Genomic DNA, 15020 nt, shown 5'->3' on the forward strand with positions numbered 1-15020 from the left:
GGCACTATAGCGCTCCTTGCCCGCTCCGATTAGCGTTCGGGGCCGTGACCAAGGCTCTCGTACTCGGCGGCGGCGGCGTGACCGGCATCGCCTGGCATCTCGGACTCCTCTGCGGCCTGCAGCGCGCCGGCCTCCCCCTCGCCGACGCCGACACGATCATCGGCACCTCGGCCGGCTCGGTCGTCGGAACCCTGGTCGCGGCCGGGGTCGACCTGGAAGACGCGGTGAAGGCCCAGGCCCAGGAGGTGATCGCACCGCCCGGCCGGTCCGGCCCACGCCCCGGCCAATGGCTGGCCACCATGTCCGCCCTGCTCGACCCGTCGATCCCACCGCTGCAGGCCCGCGCCCGCGTCGGCGCGATGGCCCTGGAGGCGACCACCGTCGACGAGGAGAAGTGGCTGGCCCGGATCGGGGAACTGCTGCCGACCCGGGAATGGCCCGACCGCGACTTGCGGCTCGTCGTCGTCGACACCGCCGACGGGCAGGACACCGTGCTGACCCCGGCGTCCGGCGCTCCCCTGCTGCAGGCCGTGGCCGCCAGCTGCGCGGTGCCCGGCCTGATGCCGCCGGTGACCATCGGGGCGCAGCGCTTCATGGACGGCGGCGTGCGCCTGGGCGCCGCGGCCGACCTCGCCGCCGGAGCTTCCCGACTGGTGGTGTTCGCGCCGATGGCGGCCCTGAGCCGGGACCGGATCGTGGACGAGATGGCCGCCTCGGGCGCCGCCCGGACCCTGCTGGTCGAGCCGGACGCGGCGGCGCTGGAGGCCTTCGGCCCCAACTTCATGGACCCGGTCCGCCGCCCGGCCGCGGTCCGCGCCGGGTTGCGGCAGGCCGAAGAGCTGGCTGCCGCCGTACGGGACGTCTGGTCCTGACCTCGGCCTGCGACGCCCCGCCCGCAGACGGCCGCTGACCGGTAGGGAACGCCGGCGGGCGGGGGCGGGCTGGTGCCGTACGCGGGAATGGTTTTGATCGTTTTCTCTCATGTGCCCGTGGCGGTGGCCGAATTCTCGCCTCGTGGACATGCACCCCAGCCGCTGGTTCGGCACCGGATTCAGCACCGCGACGGACGCCGCCGGCGCCGGCGCTCAGGCAACCGAGGAAGCCGTCGGCGGGCGGGACGCCGCGGCGGTGATCGTCATGACGTCGCGGGAGGACGACCTGCCGGCGCTGCTCGACGGGGTCCGCGGGCGGATCGGGCCGGGCACCACCGTGGTCGGCACCACCACCTGCGGCGAGGTCGCCTCCGGGGGTGCCGTGGCCGGAGGGGTGGCCGTGGTCGCGCTGGGCGGGGACGGGTTCACCGTGTCGGCCGCGCTCAGCCGGGACGCCGCCGGGCGCCAGCGGGCCGCCGGGGTCGAGGTGGCCGAGGCGGTCACGCCGACCGGGCGGGCCCACGAGGTGCTGATGATGATGCCGGACGGGCTGATCGGGCGGCAGCACGACGTCATCCGCGGGGCGTACTCGGTGCTCGGGGCCGAGGTTCCGCTGGCCGGGGCGTGCGGCGGGAACCTGACCTTCACCAAGGCGCACCAGTTCGTCGGCGGGCGGGACGGGATCGAGATCGTCTCCGGCGGGGTGCTGGCCATGCTCATCGGCTCGGACGGGCCGCTCGGCGTCGGCACCGCCCACGGGTGGCGGGCCATCGGCGAGCCGATGCACGTCACCGCGGCCGAGGACAACCGGGTGCTGCAGCTGGACAACCAGCCGGCGCTCGACGTCTACCTGCGGCGGCTCGCGGCCGACGACTCGGTGACCGCCGACCCGGGCGAATTCTTCACGTTCACCCACGCGCACCCGCTCGGGCTGGCCCGGCGCAGCGGCGCCGACATCCGCGTCGTGCAGGCCGCGCACCTCGACGACCGGTCCATGACGTTCTTCGCCGACGTGCCGCAGGGCGGCCTGGTCTGGCTCATGGAGACCGACGAGAAATCCCTGATCAACGGGGCGGCCGATTCGTGTACGGAGGCGATCGCCGCGCTCGGCGGGGCGGCCCCGATCGGCGTCCTGGAGTTCGACTGCGTCGTGCGCAAGCTCCAGCTCGGCGAGAACAACCTGGTCCACGAGGTCAACGGCCTGCACAAGCCCGCCGACGGTGTGCCGGTGGCCGGGTACTACTCGATGGGCGAGGTGGCGCGGGTGGCCGGGGTGCGGGGCATGCACCACATGACGTCGGTCTCGCTCGCGTTCGGCTGACCGCCGCCCGATGTCCGCCCAGTGGTCGGTGCACCACCTCACCGAATACCTGTCGGAGGTCGGCGCGCAGCAGGACGAGGCGACCGCGGTCCGGGTCGCCGCCGAACGCGCGGCCGAAGCCCTCGACGCCGAGATCGGCGCGGTCGCCATGGGCGGCACGCTGGTCGCGGCGTTCGGCTTCGGGCGTACGGTCCCGCCGCCCGGCCTGTTCGACGTCGCCCAGGCCGCCGGGTCGGTCGACCTGCCGCGGATGGGCGCGGTCGAGGTCCGGTGCGCCGACCTGGGTCGGCACGTCGACGGGCGGCTGCTCGTCGGCCGGGCCGGCGACGCGCTGAGCGCCGAGGAACAGCAGATGCTGCACGGGATGGCCCGGATGCTCGGGCTCGCGCTGCGCGGCATCCGGATGCTCGAAGCCGAACGGCAGCTGTCCCGGCAGCGACTGCAGCTTCTCGACGAGGCCGACGCGCGGCATCGGCTGCTGGCCGCGGCCCGGGACGCGCTGCACGATCCGCTGACCGGGCTGGCCAATCGGGCGCTCTTCGCCGACCTGCTGGAGCGTGCCTGCGCGTCCGGGGGTGGGGCGGTGGTGCTCTACCTCGACCTGGACGGGTTCAAGGCGGTCAACGACAACCTGGGGCATCAGGCCGGGGACGAACTGCTGACCGTGGTGGCGGCGCGGTTGTCGGCCTGCCTGCGTCCCGGGGACACCGCGGCGCGGCTGGGCGGGGACGAGTTCGCCGTACTGCTGGACGGGGCCGACACGGCGACCGGGATGGCGGTGGCCGACCGGATCGTCGCCTCGGTGCACGCGCCGATCGACCTCAACGGGCGGCCGGCCGTGGTCGGCGCCAGCATCGGCATCGCCGTGGCCTCACCGTCCGAGGCCGGGGCGGCGTCGCCCTCCCCGGCTGCTCGGCTCGGCTCCGGGTCGTCCTCGGCCGCCGGCGCGGCGTCCCTGCTCGACGCCGCTGACATCGCCATGTACCAGGCGAAACGGGCCGGCAAGGGGCGGGCCGTGGTGTTCGAGTGGGCGATGCGGGCGGCGATCGAGGAGCGGGAGGCGCTGCGGGAGGAACTGCGGCAGGCCGTGCTCGACGAGGAGTTCACCGTGCACTACCAGCCGGTGATCCATCTCGGCAGCGGTGCGACCGTGGCCGTGGAGGCGCTGCCGCGGTGGATCTCGAACGTGCGCGGGCCGGTGGAGTTCATCCCGCTGGCCGAGGAGGCCGGCGTGATCCGCGAACTCGGAAACCGGGTTCTCACCACGAGCGCGCGGGCCGTGATGCGCTGGCGCGTGATCAATCCCGGTCTGGGACTGCACGTGAACGTGTCGGCTCGCCAGGTCGAGGCGGCGTCCTTCCCGGATGACGTGACCGCGATCCTGAGCCGTACCGGGCTTCCGGCGCACGCACTGACCCTGGAGTTGACCGAGGACGCCCTGACCGGCGACCCGGAGAGGGTTCACGCGCATCTCGCGGTGCTGCGCCGGTGCGGGGTCCGGGTCGCGGTCGACGACTTCGGAACCGGGCTGACGTCGCTGGCGCATCTGCAGCGCTTCGCGGTGGACGAGGTGAAGATCGCGGCTCGGGCGGCCGGGGCGTCCACCGAGGAGCTCGCCATGATCCGGGCGGTGATCGCGGTCGGACAGGTGCTGGACATCGCGGTGGTGGGTGAGGACATCGAGACACCGGATCAGGTTGCGGCCCTCCAGCAGCTGGGCTGTCATTACGGGCAGGGGTTTCACCTGGCCGCGCCGCTGCCGTACGACGAGTTGGACGACGCCATCAGAGCCACGGCCGGGGCCTATCGATCGGCTGCCGCCTGAGCTGCGGCCTCTTCGCTTTCAGGGGCGCCTGATCTGCGGTTTTTGGGGTAACCGGGCCCACCCACGGACGTCGCCCTTTCGGGGTGAGCGTTCTGGCCGCGCCAGCGGCCTGCTCGCCCCGGAAGGGTCCCGGCGGGAGCGGCGGTCTGGACCACAGCGGACGCACGACATGAAGAACTTGAATTTGATCTTGCCCGTCAGCGGCGCGGAACTTCCCGGTAGATCACGTCGGCCAGGGAGTCGTCGTCGTAGGCGTTCGCGTTGGTCAGGTGGCCGTCGTAGGGACCGATTTTGGTCACCGCGGCGCCGTCCCGGAACACGATCTGGAGACCGTGCTCCTCCTCCCAGTCGCAGTCGCCCTCGACCGAGACGTAGACGCGCTGATCGCCCCAGTGGTCGCGGCTGACCGTGATCAACTCGACGAAGCCGACGTGGTTCAGGACGTCCGCCGGGCCGTCGATCTCCAGACCCCACTCCTCGCCGACGTCGTCGATGACGTCCCGGGCGTAGGCGTAGATGTGCGGGATCGCGGCCTCCATCGCCGAACGGTCCAGAGCGAGGAACGCCTGGATGGCGGCGTGGAAGTCCTCCGGCGCGGGGTCGTCGTCGTAGCCCGCCAGCGCGAACATGCACGGCGCGTCGTCCAGGACCGGGACGGCGATCTCCGCGCTCAGGTACCAGCCGAGTTTGTCGTCGAGAACGACCGTGCCGAGCCCCGGGATTTCCACGGTGCCACCCTAGATCAGGCGCGCCGCCCCGGCGGGATCGAGGAGACCGAACAGCAGCAGGTGGATCAGGCGGGTGGCCAGGTCGCGCTGCCGCTCCTCGGCGGCGATCAGGGTGATGCCGCCGAGCGACATCAGCAGGTCACGCGGGTCGATGCCGCGCCGCACCTGGCCTGCGTCCACGCCCGCGTCGAGCAGGCGGCCGATCGCTGCGGCCAGCTCGTCGCGGGTCTCCTGCTTGTCGTCCTCCGAGGTCAGCGCCGCGCGCAGGGTGTCGCCGAGGCCGCGCTTGGTGGCCATGAAGTCGACGAACAGCTCCATCCAGCGGCGCAGTGCCTCCGCGCCGGGGTGTTCGGCGATCAGCTCGTCAGCGGCCGCGCAGGTGCGCTCGATCTCCTGCCGGTAGACGGCCTCGACCAGCGCTTCCCGGGTCGGGAAGCGGCGGTAGACGGTGCCGATGCCGACGCCGGCCTCCCGGGCGATCGCCTTGAGCGAGGCGCCGGTGCCCTCCCGGGCGAAAGCCTCCGCCGCGACCGCCAGCAGACGATCGTGATTACTGCGGGCGTCCGCGCGCATGACCCGACTCCCCTTGCTAAGCGGACCGCGGTCCGGTTATCGTCGAGTTAAGCGGACCGGGGTCCGCTTAACCAAGGTAACACCGAAGGAGCAGGTCATGACATTCGGAGCCACCACCACCGCGGCCGAGGTCCTGGACGGGGTCGACCTGACCGGCCGCCGCGCGATCGTCACCGGCGGCGCATCCGGGATCGGGCTGGAGACCGCCCGGGTTCTCGCCGCCGCGGGCGCCGAGGTGACCGTGGGCGTGCGCGACGTCGAGGCCGGCCGCCGGGCCGCCGGGGCGTTCGCCGAGGTCACGGCGCTCGACCTGGCCGACCACGCCTCGGTCGCCCGGTTCGCCGAGGCCTGGAGCGGGCCGCTGCACATCCTGGTCAACAATGCCGGGATCATGGCCACGCCCGAGATGCGCACCGCCGAGGGCTGGGAGATGCAGTTCGCGACGAACCATCTCGGGCATTTCGCGCTCGCGCTCGGTCTGCACCACGCGCTGGCCACCGCCGACCACGCCCGGGTCGTCGCGGTCAGCTCGGTCGGCCACATCAACGGGGACGTCGACTTCGACGACCTCAACTTCCGGACGCGGGCGTACGAGCCGTGGCAGGCCTACAGCCAGTCCAAGACCGCCAACATCCTGTTCGCGGTCGAGGCGGCCCGGCGCTGGTCGGCCGACGGCATCGCGGTCAACGCGCTGAACCCGGGCCGGATCGCGGGCACGAATCTGGGCCGGCACATGACCGCTCCCCCGGCGTCGTTCGACCCGGCCGGGGCCACCGGGGTCTCGGTGAAGGACATCCCGCAGGGCGCGGCCACCTCGGTCCTGCTGGCCGCGTCGCCGCTGGTCGAGGGCGTGACCGGGCGCTACTTCGAGGATTGTCAGGTCGCCGGGCCGCACCGGCCGGGCGTGCGGCGGGGCGTGGCCGCCTACGCGATGGACGCCGAGCACGCCGCGCGGCTGTGGGAAGTCTCTACGCGGATGCTTTCCGCAGCCCTTCCAGCAGCACGGTGAGGTAGCGGCGGGCGGTCGCGGCCCGGCCCGGCCCGTCCGCGTCCTGGTGGACGCCGGCCGCGAACATCACCCCGCACATCAGCGGCAGCATGTCGGCCTTGGTCACCTCCGGATCGGCGACGCCGGCATCGTGGGCGCGGTCGAGCAGCTGCCCGAACATGTCGATGAGCTGCCGCTTCGACCCGATCGTCGAGGGCAGCGCGTTCACCGGCGCGGCGAAGACCGGGGGCAGCGCCGGGTCGGTGGCCTGGGCGTCGACCGACGCCAGCAGGAAGTCGCGCAGCGCAACCCACGGGTCATCCTCGGCCAGGGCCCGCTCGGCGTGCGCGACCAGGGCTTCGAGGCCGGGCGTGGCCACCGTTTCGAGCAGCGCCTCGGGCGTCGGGAAGTGCCGGTAGACCGTGGCCACGCCGACCTCGGCGGCCCGCGCCACGTCGTTGAGCTGGATCGGCGTGCCCTCGTCGGCGAACCGCCGGCCGATCTCGACGATGCGGTGCCAGTTGCGGGCGGCGTCCTTGCGCAGCGGTGCGGTGGTCATGGTCACCAGGATAACCGGATAGCTCATCCGCTTGTGCTACGTTGAAGTGGATAGCTCATCCGTTTAACCCCTGGGGGCACCCCATGCTGCGTGACAGCATCGACGTCGACGGCCGGACCCGGACGTACACCGTGGTCGGTGGCCCGTCGAAGAACCTGGTCCTGGTCTTCCACGGGTCGAAGCAGACCGGGCCGAAACACCGCGACTTCACCGGCGCGATCTTCGACACCCTGCCCGCGGTCGTCGTCTACCTCGACGGCTACCGCGGGAACTGGAACGACGCGCGCCGCGAGAGCGGATTCCCGGCCCGGGTCGAGAACGTCGACGACGTCGCCTTCACCCGCGCGGTCGTCGCCCGCCTCGCGGTGAGCCACGGCATCGACCCGGCCCGGGTGTTCGGCGTCGGCTACTCCAACGGCGGCCAGATGGTGATGCGCCTGGCCCACGAGACGCCCGGGCTGCTCGCGGGCGCGACGGTGATCGCCGCGACCATGCCCGAACCGGACAGCTTCCTGCTGGCCTCCGCGCCGCCCGGGCCGCTGCCGGTGCTGTTGATCCACGGCACGAAGGACCCGATCGTCGGGTACGCGGGCGGGGAGATGCCGTGGCTGACCCGCACGGTGTTCAAGGTCGGCGGCCGGTCGCTGTCGATGCCCGCGACCGCGGCCTACTTCGCCGCCCGCAACGGCATCACCACGTCACCGGTCAGCACGCGCCGGCCCGGGACGGCGATCGAGACGACCGAGTACCGGGCGCAGGGTCATGAGCCGGTCGCGCTCCACACCGTGCACGGCGGCGGCCACACCGTCCCCGGTCCGCGCCGCGCACCGGCCGCGTTCATCGTCGGCCGCACCAATCAGGACGTGAACACCGCCGAGCTGATCACCGAGTTCTTCCAGCTCATGCCCTGACCCTCAGGAAGCGACCCAGGGACCGACGCCGCCGATCCGGTCCACCCGGTAGCGGATGACGAAACCGGGCCGGCGCGGGGCCGGGAACTCACCGGCCGGATCCACATACACCTTGTGCAGGTCGTTGAGCAGGTCCCACGCACCGTCGCCGGCCTCGACCGAACCGGTCGCGTGCAGAACCGCGTGCTCGGCCATGAACACATCGGGCTCGGGCGGGGCGAGGAAGGACAGCACGACCCGAGGATCACGCTCGACGTTGCGCACCTTCCGGTGGCGGCCGAGGTGCCCGCTGACCAGGTCGTCACCGTCGAGACCGACCCAGATCACCGAGACCTGGGGGCTGCCGTCGGCATTGATCGTCGTCAGGTGAGCGAGCGGACCGGACTCGATCACCGCACGGAGCTCGGAGGGCAGCTTCACGCTCATGCCCTCACCCTAACCTCCCGCCCCGGCGAGGTGGGGGCGCCGCTAGGCTGGCCGCCGTGTCGACCAGGGGAACACTCGCCTTCGCCAAAGTGCTGGCCCACTGCGGCGGCTCACCGGACGCGGCGATGAGCATCATCGCGCAGGCGGTCGCCGACGCACCGGCCGATCCGGAGACGTGGGCGATGTTCGAGGACCTGCGGCGGGAGATGCCCGACGAGGTGGCCGCCGGCATCGCGGCGGCGGACACGATCGGTCCGGTGGTGGCGCGGGCCTACCTGGCGTTCGTGGACGGTGACGTGGACGACGCGGCGATGTCGCTGGGCTCGGTCACCGGGTACAAGCCGGACACGGCCTGGGCCGACGCGCCCTGGTTCACCGACGAGCGTTTCCTCGGCCGGGTCAGCCCGGTGGCGTTCGCCGAGGCCACCATGCGGATCAGCGACTACGGCCACACCCTTGACGGGGAGCGTCTCGCGCCCTGGTTCCGGGCGATCGACACGGTCTGCGAGCGGGAGCCGGACCCCGACTCGATGGCCCGGATGGCGATCCTGCTGCGCGTGTGCGGGCGGACCGACGCGTCGTTCGCGCTGTGCGACCGCGCCGACGCCGTCCGGCCGGTGCCGTTCACCGAGGTGGTGCGGGCCGGGACGTGGCGGTGGCGGGGCGACCTGGCCGAGACCGAGGCGGCGTTCCGGCGGGCGCTGGCGCTGGATCCGGACAACTGGTCGATGCACCTGGACCTGGCCGATCTGGCCGCCGAGCGGGGTGACTTCGCCGCCGCGGCCGAGTTGGCGACGCGGGGGGAACAGCTCGAACCGGACGACGTGACGATGCGGGCGGCGGCCGCGGCCTATCGGGCACGGGCGACCGGGTCCGCGGCCGAGTTGGCCGCGTTCACCGAGCTGGCGCCTCAGGTGCCGGAGCCGTACCGGGGCACGCTGTTCGACCGCGCCCGGCCGCCCCGTCCCTGAGCGACGGCGGGCCAGTGCTTGCCACGGCGTCGGGGCGGGCATGGAATAGCGGGATGACCGCATCGCCCGTTCCCCTGTCGGCCGTGTCCGCCACTGATCGTCTGCGTGAGCTGCTGGCCGGGGTGGGCCGGCTCGGTGTCGCGTTCTCCGGCGGGGTGGACTCGTCGGTGCTGCTCGCGCTGGCCGCCCGGGTGCTCGGCGCGGACCGGGTCGTGGCGCTGGTCGGCGTCTCGGCCAGTCTCGCCGCCGAGGAGCGGGCCGGCGCGCACGCGATCGCCGGTGACCTGGGTGTTCGTGTGGTCGAGGTGGCGACCCGGGAGCTCGACCGGGTGGAGTATCGCGCCAACGGGCCGGACCGCTGTTTCCACTGCAAGGACGAGCTGTTCAGCACGATCGACGCCGGGGTTGCGGAGACCGAGGGGCTGGACGCGATCGCGTACGGAGAGAACGCCGACGACGCCCGCCGCCCGGATCGTCCCGGCAGCCGGGCCGCCGCCGACCATCGCGTGCTGCGACCGCTGGCCGATCTCGATCTGACCAAGTCGGACGTCCGGCGGATCGCCCGTGAGCTCGGGCTGGCCAGCGCGGACAAGCCGGCCGCGCCCTGCCTGGCCTCCCGGATTCCGCACTTCGTCGAGGTAACGCCGGGCAAGCTGCGCCAGATCGAGCAGGCCGAGACCGCCTTGCGGCGGCTCGGTTTCCACGATCTGCGCGTACGGCACCACGGCGACATCGCCCGCCTGGAACTCCCCGCCGACGATCTCGTCCGGGCCGTCACCGAGCCGCTGCGCACGGCTGTCCACCAGGTGATCCTGGCCGCCGGGTTCCGTTTCGCGGCGCTCGACCTGGCCGGGATCCAGTCCGGCGCGTTCACGTTGCCCCTGGTCACGTCCGCCTCATGAGCCACCTGTGGGTCGACGCCACGGCCGGGATCGCCGGGGACATGCTGCTCGGCGCGCTGATCGACGCCGGGGCCGACCCGGTCCGGGTCCGGGCCGCGGTCGACGCGGTGCTGCCCGGCGCGATCCGGATCACCACCGCCGAGGTGCGGCGGGCCGGGCTGCGCGCGTGCAAGGCCGAGGTCACTCCGACCGTTCCTGATCAGCCGCACCGGACCTGGCGTGACATTCGCGGCCTGCTCGGGTCGGCGCCCCGGGCCGCCGCGGTCTTCGCCCGGCTGGCCGGCGCCGAGGCCACCGTGCACGGCATCCCGGCCGAGGACGTGCACTTCCACGAGGTGGGCGCGCTCGACGCGATCGCCGACGTGGTCGGGGTGTGCGCGGCCCTGGACGACCTCGGGGTCACCACGGTCTCGGGCAGTGAGGTCGCCGTCGGTTCGGGAACGGTCCGCGCGGCTCACGGCGTCCTGCCGGTCCCGGCCCCGGCGGTGGCCGAGTTGTCCCGCGGCTGGCGGATCCGTTCCGGCGGCACGGGTGAGCTGGCCACCCCGACCGGCTTGGCGCTGCTGCGCACCCTGGCCACCACCTGCGAGGACCTGCCGTCCCTGACGGTGTCCGCCGTCGGCGTCGGCGCCGGGACCCGCGATACGCCGCACCGCCCGAACGTCGTCCGCGTCGTCCTCGGCGCCCTCCCCGCTCCGGAGTCTCCGCCGGCCCAGGAGGCGGTGCTCCTGGAGGCCAACGTGGACGACCTTGATCCCCGGCTCTGGCCGGGAGTGATCAGCGCCCTCCTGGACGCGGGCGCGGATGACGCCTGGCTCGTGCCGATCCTGATGAAGAAGGGGCGACCCGCGCACACCCTGACCGCCCTCTGCTCCCCCACCGCGGCTCCCGCGGTCCGGGATCAGATCTTCGAACAGACAACCACCTTGGGCGTACGGTCGTCACCACGCCAGAAGACCGCCCTGGCCCGCACGTTCGCCCGCGTCGAGGTCGACGGCCATCCGGTGGCGATCAAACTCGGTCACGCCGCCGGCCGGATCGTCCAGGCCATGCCCGAGTTCGAGGACGTCGCCGCCTTGGCCCGCGCACTGGGGATCCCGCAGCGCGAGGCCCTGACCCGCGCCACCCACGCCGCCGCCGAGGCCGGCCTGGTGATCGGCGCGGCACCACCGGCCGGGTGACGCGGAAGCCGGGCCGCCCGACAGCGGCGTCGGCAGGGCGGGTGCGAGGCAGGGCACAGGCCGATGTTGATCATGGAGAGGGCCGGGTTCGATAGCATTCCGGCATGTCACGGTCTCGGCGGGTTGCGCTGGCCCTCGGTTCGGGTGGGGCGCGCGGGTTCGCGCACATCGGCGCCGTTCAGGTGCTCGACGAGCGCGGTTTCGAGATCGCCGCGGTGGCCGGCTCCTCGATGGGCGCGCTCGTCGGCGGGGTGCTGGCCGCCGGGCAGCTCAAGGAGTTCGCCGACTGGGCGTCCGCGCTCAAGCAGCGCGACGTGCTCCGGCTCGTCGACCCGAAGTGGTCGTCGCCCGGCGCGATGGCCGCCGACCGGCTGATCGCGCGCCTGGGCAGCTTCCTGACCGACGTCGACATCGAGGACCTGCCGATCCCGTACACGGCGGTGGCCACCGACATCGCGGCCCGGCGTGAGGTCTGGTTCCAGAAGGGGCCGCTGCGCTCGGCCGTGCGGGCCTCGATCGCGATCCCGGGCGTGATCACGCCCGTGGTGATCAACGGGCGGCTGCTGGCCGACGGCGGGATGCTCAACCCGGTGCCGATCGAGCCGACCGCCGCGGCCGGGGCCGACCTGACCATCGCCGTCTCGCTGCAGGCCCCGCGACCGGCGCGTGAGTCGGCCGCGCCGGTACGGGCGACGGCCGAACCGCAGTGGTTCGAGGACTGGCGGGTGCGGCTGCGGCAGGTGTTCCGGCTGTCCGGGCGGGCCGCCGCCACCGACGCGGCCGAGATCCTCGACGTCCCGGACGCGCTGCCGGCCGACCTGCGGATCGCCGACGTGCTGTCGCTGTCGCTGGACGCCATGCAGGACCTGATCTCCCGCTACCGGATGGCCGGCCTCCCGCCGGACGTGCAGGTCGCGATCCCGGTCAGCGCGTGCCGCGTGATGGACTTCCACCGCGCCGCCGAGATGATCGAGATCGGTCGCACACTGACGACGAAGGCCCTGGACGACGCCGGCTACTAGGCGACCCGGGCCACGGACGCGCGCACGTGGTTGGCGATCATCTGCCGGCCGCCGCGCGCCTCCGGGACCGGCAGCAGCGGGTAGACGTGCAGGGCGCCGGGCTCCTCGTGATAGGTCAGCTCGACCGTCGACGGCAGACGATCGCGCAGCGTACGGCAGTCGGCCAGGGTGATGTCCCGGGTTCCGACCAGCAGTTGCAGCGGCGGCAGGGCGGACAGGTCGCCGTGGATCGGGCTCAGCCGCGGGTCCTTCAGGTTCAGCCCGTTGGCCCAGGCCGCCGCGATCGGGCGCAACCCGGGGCGGGCCAGCCACGGATCGTACGGCTCGATGGCTTCGATGCCCGGATTGTCCATGGCCAGATCCAGCCACGGGGCCAGCACGGTCAGGCCGGTGACGCCCGCGCAGGTCTGGGCCGCGAGCAGGGCCAGACCGCCGCCGGCCGAGTCACCGGCCAGGTAGACCGGGCGGTCCTGGGCCTCGATCACCTGCTTGACGAACTCCAGTGCTTCGAGGCCGTGGTGCGCCGGCGCCAGCCCGTAGATGGGCACGAGCACGTCGCATCCGGTCCGCGCGGCCAGGTAGGAGATCAGCGACCAGTGCTCGCCGACGATCTCACTGGAGTACGCCCCGCCGTGCAGGTAGATCACGACCGCCGGGCCGCCGGCCTTCACCTCGTACACCGGGAAGGTGAATGTGTCGGAGACCGTGACCGGGAAGCGCCTGCGCAGGGCGGCCGGTGGTGACGACGGCCCCTTGGGGCGCGCGAGCGACCGCAGGCCGGCGTCCTCGCTGGTGAACTTGCGGCGGTGGACGAGCCGGGTGAAGGCGGCCACGCCGTGCATCTGCCAACTCGACATGATGCAGAACGCTGCCACCCCGGCCGATTTTGATCAATAGGTGGCGAGGTGATCGACCACGTGTCGGGCATCGTCGGCGATGCCGTTGAGGAACGTCGACCGCCGGCGGCGCAGCAGCGGCAGGCCGAGCGCGTAGAGCCCGGGGCTGTCGACGACGCCGCCCTCGTGCCGCAACCGGCCCTTCTCGTCGAGCACCGGCACGTCGAGCCAGCGGTAGTCGGGCCGGAATCCGGTGGCCCAGACGATCGTGCTGATCTCGCCGGCGGCCAGGTCGAGCCGCAGCCGGGTGCGCACCGGCACCCGGGTCGGCGCGTGCTCCTCGGCCGGCGACGTGATCCCGGCCCACTGATCAAAGGTGGTCAGCAGCCGGTTCATCTTGAGGTCGGCGAGCGAGCAGACGTTCCGCAGCCCCCCGGAGAACAGAGCCCATCCATCACGTACGGCGGCCCAGCGCCCCACGAGTTCGACGCCGAGATCGGTGAGCGCGTTGAGGTCGAGCGTCTCCCGTTTCGGACCGCCGACGAGCTGCGGGGACGGGAGCCGCCGGGCCCGGGTGAGATCGTCGACCTCGTCGTAGCGCTGGTCCCACACGCCGGACGCGTCCATCCACCACAGCACGTCCTTGTCGCGGTGCATCCGCGGCAGGCGCACGTGCTCGCCGGTCGACAGCACCACCTGGCGGCCGGATCGCTGCAGCTCGGCGGCGATCTGCACACCGGTCGCGGAACCGCCGACGACCAGGACACCGCCGTCGCCGACCGAGGCGGGACTGCGGTACTCGAACGGGGTGAGCTGGCGGACCGTGGGCGGGACGGCCGCGGCGAACGCGGGCGTGACCGGCACGTTGCACGCGCCGGAGGCCAGTACGACCGACCGGCTGCGCAGCTCGCCCGCGGAGGTCACGAGGTGGTAGTCATCGCCCGTACGGGAAAGGGAAGTCAATTCTGTTGATGTTCGGACCGGGGCCCGGGTGACGGCGGCGAAGCGCTCGACGAGGTCGACCACCTCGCCCGCCGTCAGATATCCGTCCGGGTCCGGGCCGTCGTAGTCGAGGCCCGGGAGCCGATTCAGCCAGTTCGGGGTGAGCAGCCGCATCGAGTCCCAGCGTTCGCGCCGCCACGAGTTGGCCACCTCGCCCCGTTCGAGGACGACGTGGTCGATCGAGCGCTCGGTGAGGAAGTGGCTCGCCGCGAGGCCGGCGTGGCCGGCGCCGACGACGACCGTGGTGACGCGTTCGATGGACAACTCAGGCGACCTCGACGGTCACGTCGGTCGGGTTGGTCAGCGCGTCGAAGACGGCCGAGCGCTTCTGCGACTGGGCGACGATCGCCTCGATCTCCTCCTTCGACGCGTCGGCGTCGATGTGGAAGGTCACCTTGATGTCGTTGTAGCCGTTGCGGACGTCGCTGTCGGCGCCCAGGATGCCGCGGATGTCGTGGCTGCCCTCGACGGTCGCCTCGACCGAGCGCAGCTGGATGCCCCGGTTCTGGGCCACCGAGGCGACGCCGGCGGTGAGGCAACCGGCCAGGCCGACCAGCAGGTACTCGATCGGGGTGATGCCGTTGTCCTCGGCCGCGAAGACGGCCGGGTGGTCCGACGCGTACTCCGTCTGGTTCTTGTGGGTCTGCTCCTGGCCGAGGCCGAAGAACTTCTCGATGGTGGTGGTGCTGTGCACACCCGTGGTCCACTTGCTGTTGGCCCGCCAGGTGAACTGAGCGGCCTCCGGCGCGCCCTTGAGCACTTCCCGCGCGTCGAGCAGCGCCTGGACGTTGACTCCGTTATCAATAGTGGTCATGGCCTGGCATCCTTCCCTCTCCCAGGGTCTTTCTACAAGACCCATCGGGATACTAGACAATAGTCGGGGTCTGGCTTAATTTCGGGGAG

16 protein-coding genes are annotated in these 15020 nt (G+C 72.5%); 9 read left to right on the forward strand and 7 right to left on the reverse strand.

Annotated elements, in window-relative coordinates; all coding sequences use genetic code 11:
- Nucleotides 1–44: 44 nt before the first annotated feature.
- The 3 genes from ACSHV8_RS17255 to ACSHV8_RS17265 all read left to right on the forward strand — a co-directional run bounded on the left by ACSHV8_RS17255 (nt 45) and on the right by ACSHV8_RS17265 (nt 4018).
- Nucleotides 45–872 (forward strand): patatin-like phospholipase family protein, encoded by an 828-nt coding sequence (locus ACSHV8_RS17255; RefSeq protein WP_436534237.1) that lies wholly within the window; start codon nt 45–47, stop codon nt 870–872.
- A gap of 148 nt (nt 873–1020) precedes the next feature.
- Nucleotides 1021–2193, forward strand: a complete 1173-nt coding sequence (locus ACSHV8_RS17260) for an FIST signal transduction protein (RefSeq protein WP_436536800.1) — start codon at nt 1021–1023, stop codon at nt 2191–2193.
- A gap of 10 nt (nt 2194–2203) precedes the next feature.
- A complete protein-coding gene (locus ACSHV8_RS17265; RefSeq protein ID WP_436534239.1) occupies nt 2204–4018 on the forward strand; it encodes a putative bifunctional diguanylate cyclase/phosphodiesterase in 1815 nt (604 codons plus the stop codon).
- A gap of 197 nt (nt 4019–4215) precedes the next feature.
- Here the strand turns inward: ACSHV8_RS17265 and ACSHV8_RS17270 are convergent, their stop codons facing one another.
- Both ACSHV8_RS17270 and ACSHV8_RS17275 read right to left on the reverse strand, forming a co-directional pair.
- Entirely contained in the window at nt 4216–4746 is a 531-nt protein-coding gene (locus ACSHV8_RS17270; RefSeq protein WP_436534241.1) for a DUF6985 domain-containing protein, read from the reverse strand.
- Nucleotides 4747–4755: 9 nt separating this feature from the next.
- Nucleotides 4756–5319 carry a TetR/AcrR family transcriptional regulator gene (locus tag ACSHV8_RS17275; protein WP_436534243.1) on the reverse strand — a complete coding sequence of 188 codons (564 nt, stop codon included), beginning with the start codon at nt 5317–5319 and terminating at the stop codon, nt 4756–4758.
- A 97-nt stretch (nt 5320–5416) separates the two neighbouring features.
- Between ACSHV8_RS17275 and ACSHV8_RS17280 the strand changes: the two genes are divergently transcribed.
- Entirely contained in the window at nt 5417–6328 is a 912-nt protein-coding gene (locus ACSHV8_RS17280) for an SDR family NAD(P)-dependent oxidoreductase (RefSeq protein WP_436534245.1), read from the forward strand.
- On the opposite strand, the gene ACSHV8_RS17285 is transcribed toward ACSHV8_RS17280, so the two are convergent.
- Complete coding sequence (locus ACSHV8_RS17285) at nt 6288–6866, reverse strand: TetR/AcrR family transcriptional regulator (protein ID WP_436534247.1); 579 nt, start codon at nt 6864–6866, stop codon at nt 6288–6290. The genes ACSHV8_RS17280 and ACSHV8_RS17285 overlap by 41 nt on opposite strands.
- 83 nt (nt 6867–6949) lie before the next feature.
- On the opposite strand from ACSHV8_RS17285, the gene ACSHV8_RS17290 reads away from it, so the two are divergent.
- Nucleotides 6950–7777, forward strand: a complete 828-nt coding sequence (locus ACSHV8_RS17290; protein WP_436534249.1) for an alpha/beta hydrolase family esterase — start codon at nt 6950–6952, stop codon at nt 7775–7777.
- Nucleotides 7778–7780: 3 nt separating this feature from the next.
- Here ACSHV8_RS17290 and ACSHV8_RS17295 read toward each other — a convergent pair whose 3' ends face one another.
- Entirely contained in the window at nt 7781–8203 is a 423-nt protein-coding gene (locus tag ACSHV8_RS17295; RefSeq protein ID WP_436534251.1) for a PPOX class F420-dependent oxidoreductase, read from the reverse strand.
- A 56-nt stretch (nt 8204–8259) separates the two neighbouring features.
- On the opposite strand from ACSHV8_RS17295, the gene ACSHV8_RS17300 reads away from it, so the two are divergent.
- From ACSHV8_RS17300 to ACSHV8_RS17315, 4 genes are all read left to right on the forward strand, one after another.
- Complete coding sequence (locus tag ACSHV8_RS17300; protein WP_436534253.1) at nt 8260–9174, forward strand: tetratricopeptide repeat protein; 915 nt, start codon at nt 8260–8262, stop codon at nt 9172–9174.
- Between the two features lie 83 nt (nt 9175–9257).
- Nucleotides 9258–10076 carry an ATP-dependent sacrificial sulfur transferase LarE gene (larE, locus tag ACSHV8_RS17305; protein ID WP_436534255.1) on the forward strand — a complete coding sequence of 273 codons (819 nt, stop codon included), beginning with the start codon at nt 9258–9260 and terminating at the stop codon, nt 10074–10076.
- A complete protein-coding gene (gene larC / locus ACSHV8_RS17310) occupies nt 10073–11257 on the forward strand; it encodes a nickel pincer cofactor biosynthesis protein LarC (protein WP_436534257.1) in 1185 nt (394 codons plus the stop codon). Before larE ends, larC begins: the two co-directional genes overlap by 4 nt.
- 104 nt (nt 11258–11361) lie before the next feature.
- Entirely contained in the window at nt 11362–12279 is a 918-nt protein-coding gene (locus ACSHV8_RS17315; protein WP_436534259.1) for a patatin-like phospholipase family protein, read from the forward strand.
- On the opposite strand, the gene ACSHV8_RS17320 is transcribed toward ACSHV8_RS17315, so the two are convergent.
- The 3 genes from ACSHV8_RS17320 to ACSHV8_RS17330 are packed head-to-tail and all read right to left on the reverse strand — an operon-like array spanning nt 12276 to nt 14931.
- The gene (locus ACSHV8_RS17320) at nt 12276–13136 is read right to left on the reverse strand and encodes an alpha/beta hydrolase fold domain-containing protein (RefSeq protein ID WP_436534261.1); all 861 of its coding nucleotides are present in this window, start codon (nt 13134–13136) and stop codon (nt 12276–12278) included. The genes ACSHV8_RS17315 and ACSHV8_RS17320 overlap by 4 nt on opposite strands.
- Before the next feature lie 33 nt (nt 13137–13169).
- Entirely contained in the window at nt 13170–14381 is a 1212-nt protein-coding gene (locus ACSHV8_RS17325; protein ID WP_436534263.1) for an NAD(P)-binding domain-containing protein, read from the reverse strand.
- A gap of 1 nt (nt 14382) precedes the next feature.
- Nucleotides 14383–14931, reverse strand: coding sequence for an OsmC family protein (locus tag ACSHV8_RS17330; RefSeq protein WP_436534265.1), 549 nt, complete (start codon nt 14929–14931; stop codon nt 14383–14385).
- Between the last annotated feature and the right edge of the window lie 89 nt (nt 14932–15020).

The organism is Actinoplanes sp. HUAS TT8 (assembly GCF_051380535.1).
Classification (GTDB): Bacteria; Actinomycetota; Actinomycetes; order Mycobacteriales; family Micromonosporaceae; genus Actinoplanes.

Excerpts from the sequence above, each read along its gene's own strand:
- ACSHV8_RS17295 (WP_436534251.1), bottom strand. The coding sequence starts at position 8,203 with ATGAGCGTGAAGCTGCCCTCCGAGCTCCGTGCGGTGATCGAGTCCGGT.
- ACSHV8_RS17280 (WP_436534245.1), top strand. The coding sequence starts at position 5,417 with ATGACATTCGGAGCCACCACCACCGCGGCCGAGGTCCTGGACGGGGTC.
- ACSHV8_RS17265 (WP_436534239.1), top strand. The coding sequence starts at position 2,204 with ATGTCCGCCCAGTGGTCGGTGCACCACCTCACCGAATACCTGTCGGAG.
- ACSHV8_RS17320 (WP_436534261.1), bottom strand. The coding sequence starts at position 13,136 with ATGTCGAGTTGGCAGATGCACGGCGTGGCCGCCTTCACCCGGCTCGTC.
- ACSHV8_RS17290 (WP_436534249.1), top strand. The coding sequence starts at position 6,950 with ATGCTGCGTGACAGCATCGACGTCGACGGCCGGACCCGGACGTACACC.
- ACSHV8_RS17275 (WP_436534243.1), bottom strand. The coding sequence starts at position 5,319 with ATGCGCGCGGACGCCCGCAGTAATCACGATCGTCTGCTGGCGGTCGCG.
- ACSHV8_RS17285 (WP_436534247.1), bottom strand. The coding sequence starts at position 6,866 with ATGACCACCGCACCGCTGCGCAAGGACGCCGCCCGCAACTGGCACCGC.
- larC (WP_436534257.1), top strand. The coding sequence starts at position 10,073 with ATGAGCCACCTGTGGGTCGACGCCACGGCCGGGATCGCCGGGGACATG.
- ACSHV8_RS17260 (WP_436536800.1), top strand. The coding sequence starts at position 1,021 with ATGCACCCCAGCCGCTGGTTCGGCACCGGATTCAGCACCGCGACGGAC.
- ACSHV8_RS17315 (WP_436534259.1), top strand. The coding sequence starts at position 11,362 with ATGTCACGGTCTCGGCGGGTTGCGCTGGCCCTCGGTTCGGGTGGGGCG.
- ACSHV8_RS17330 (WP_436534265.1), bottom strand. The coding sequence starts at position 14,931 with ATGACCACTATTGATAACGGAGTCAACGTCCAGGCGCTGCTCGACGCG.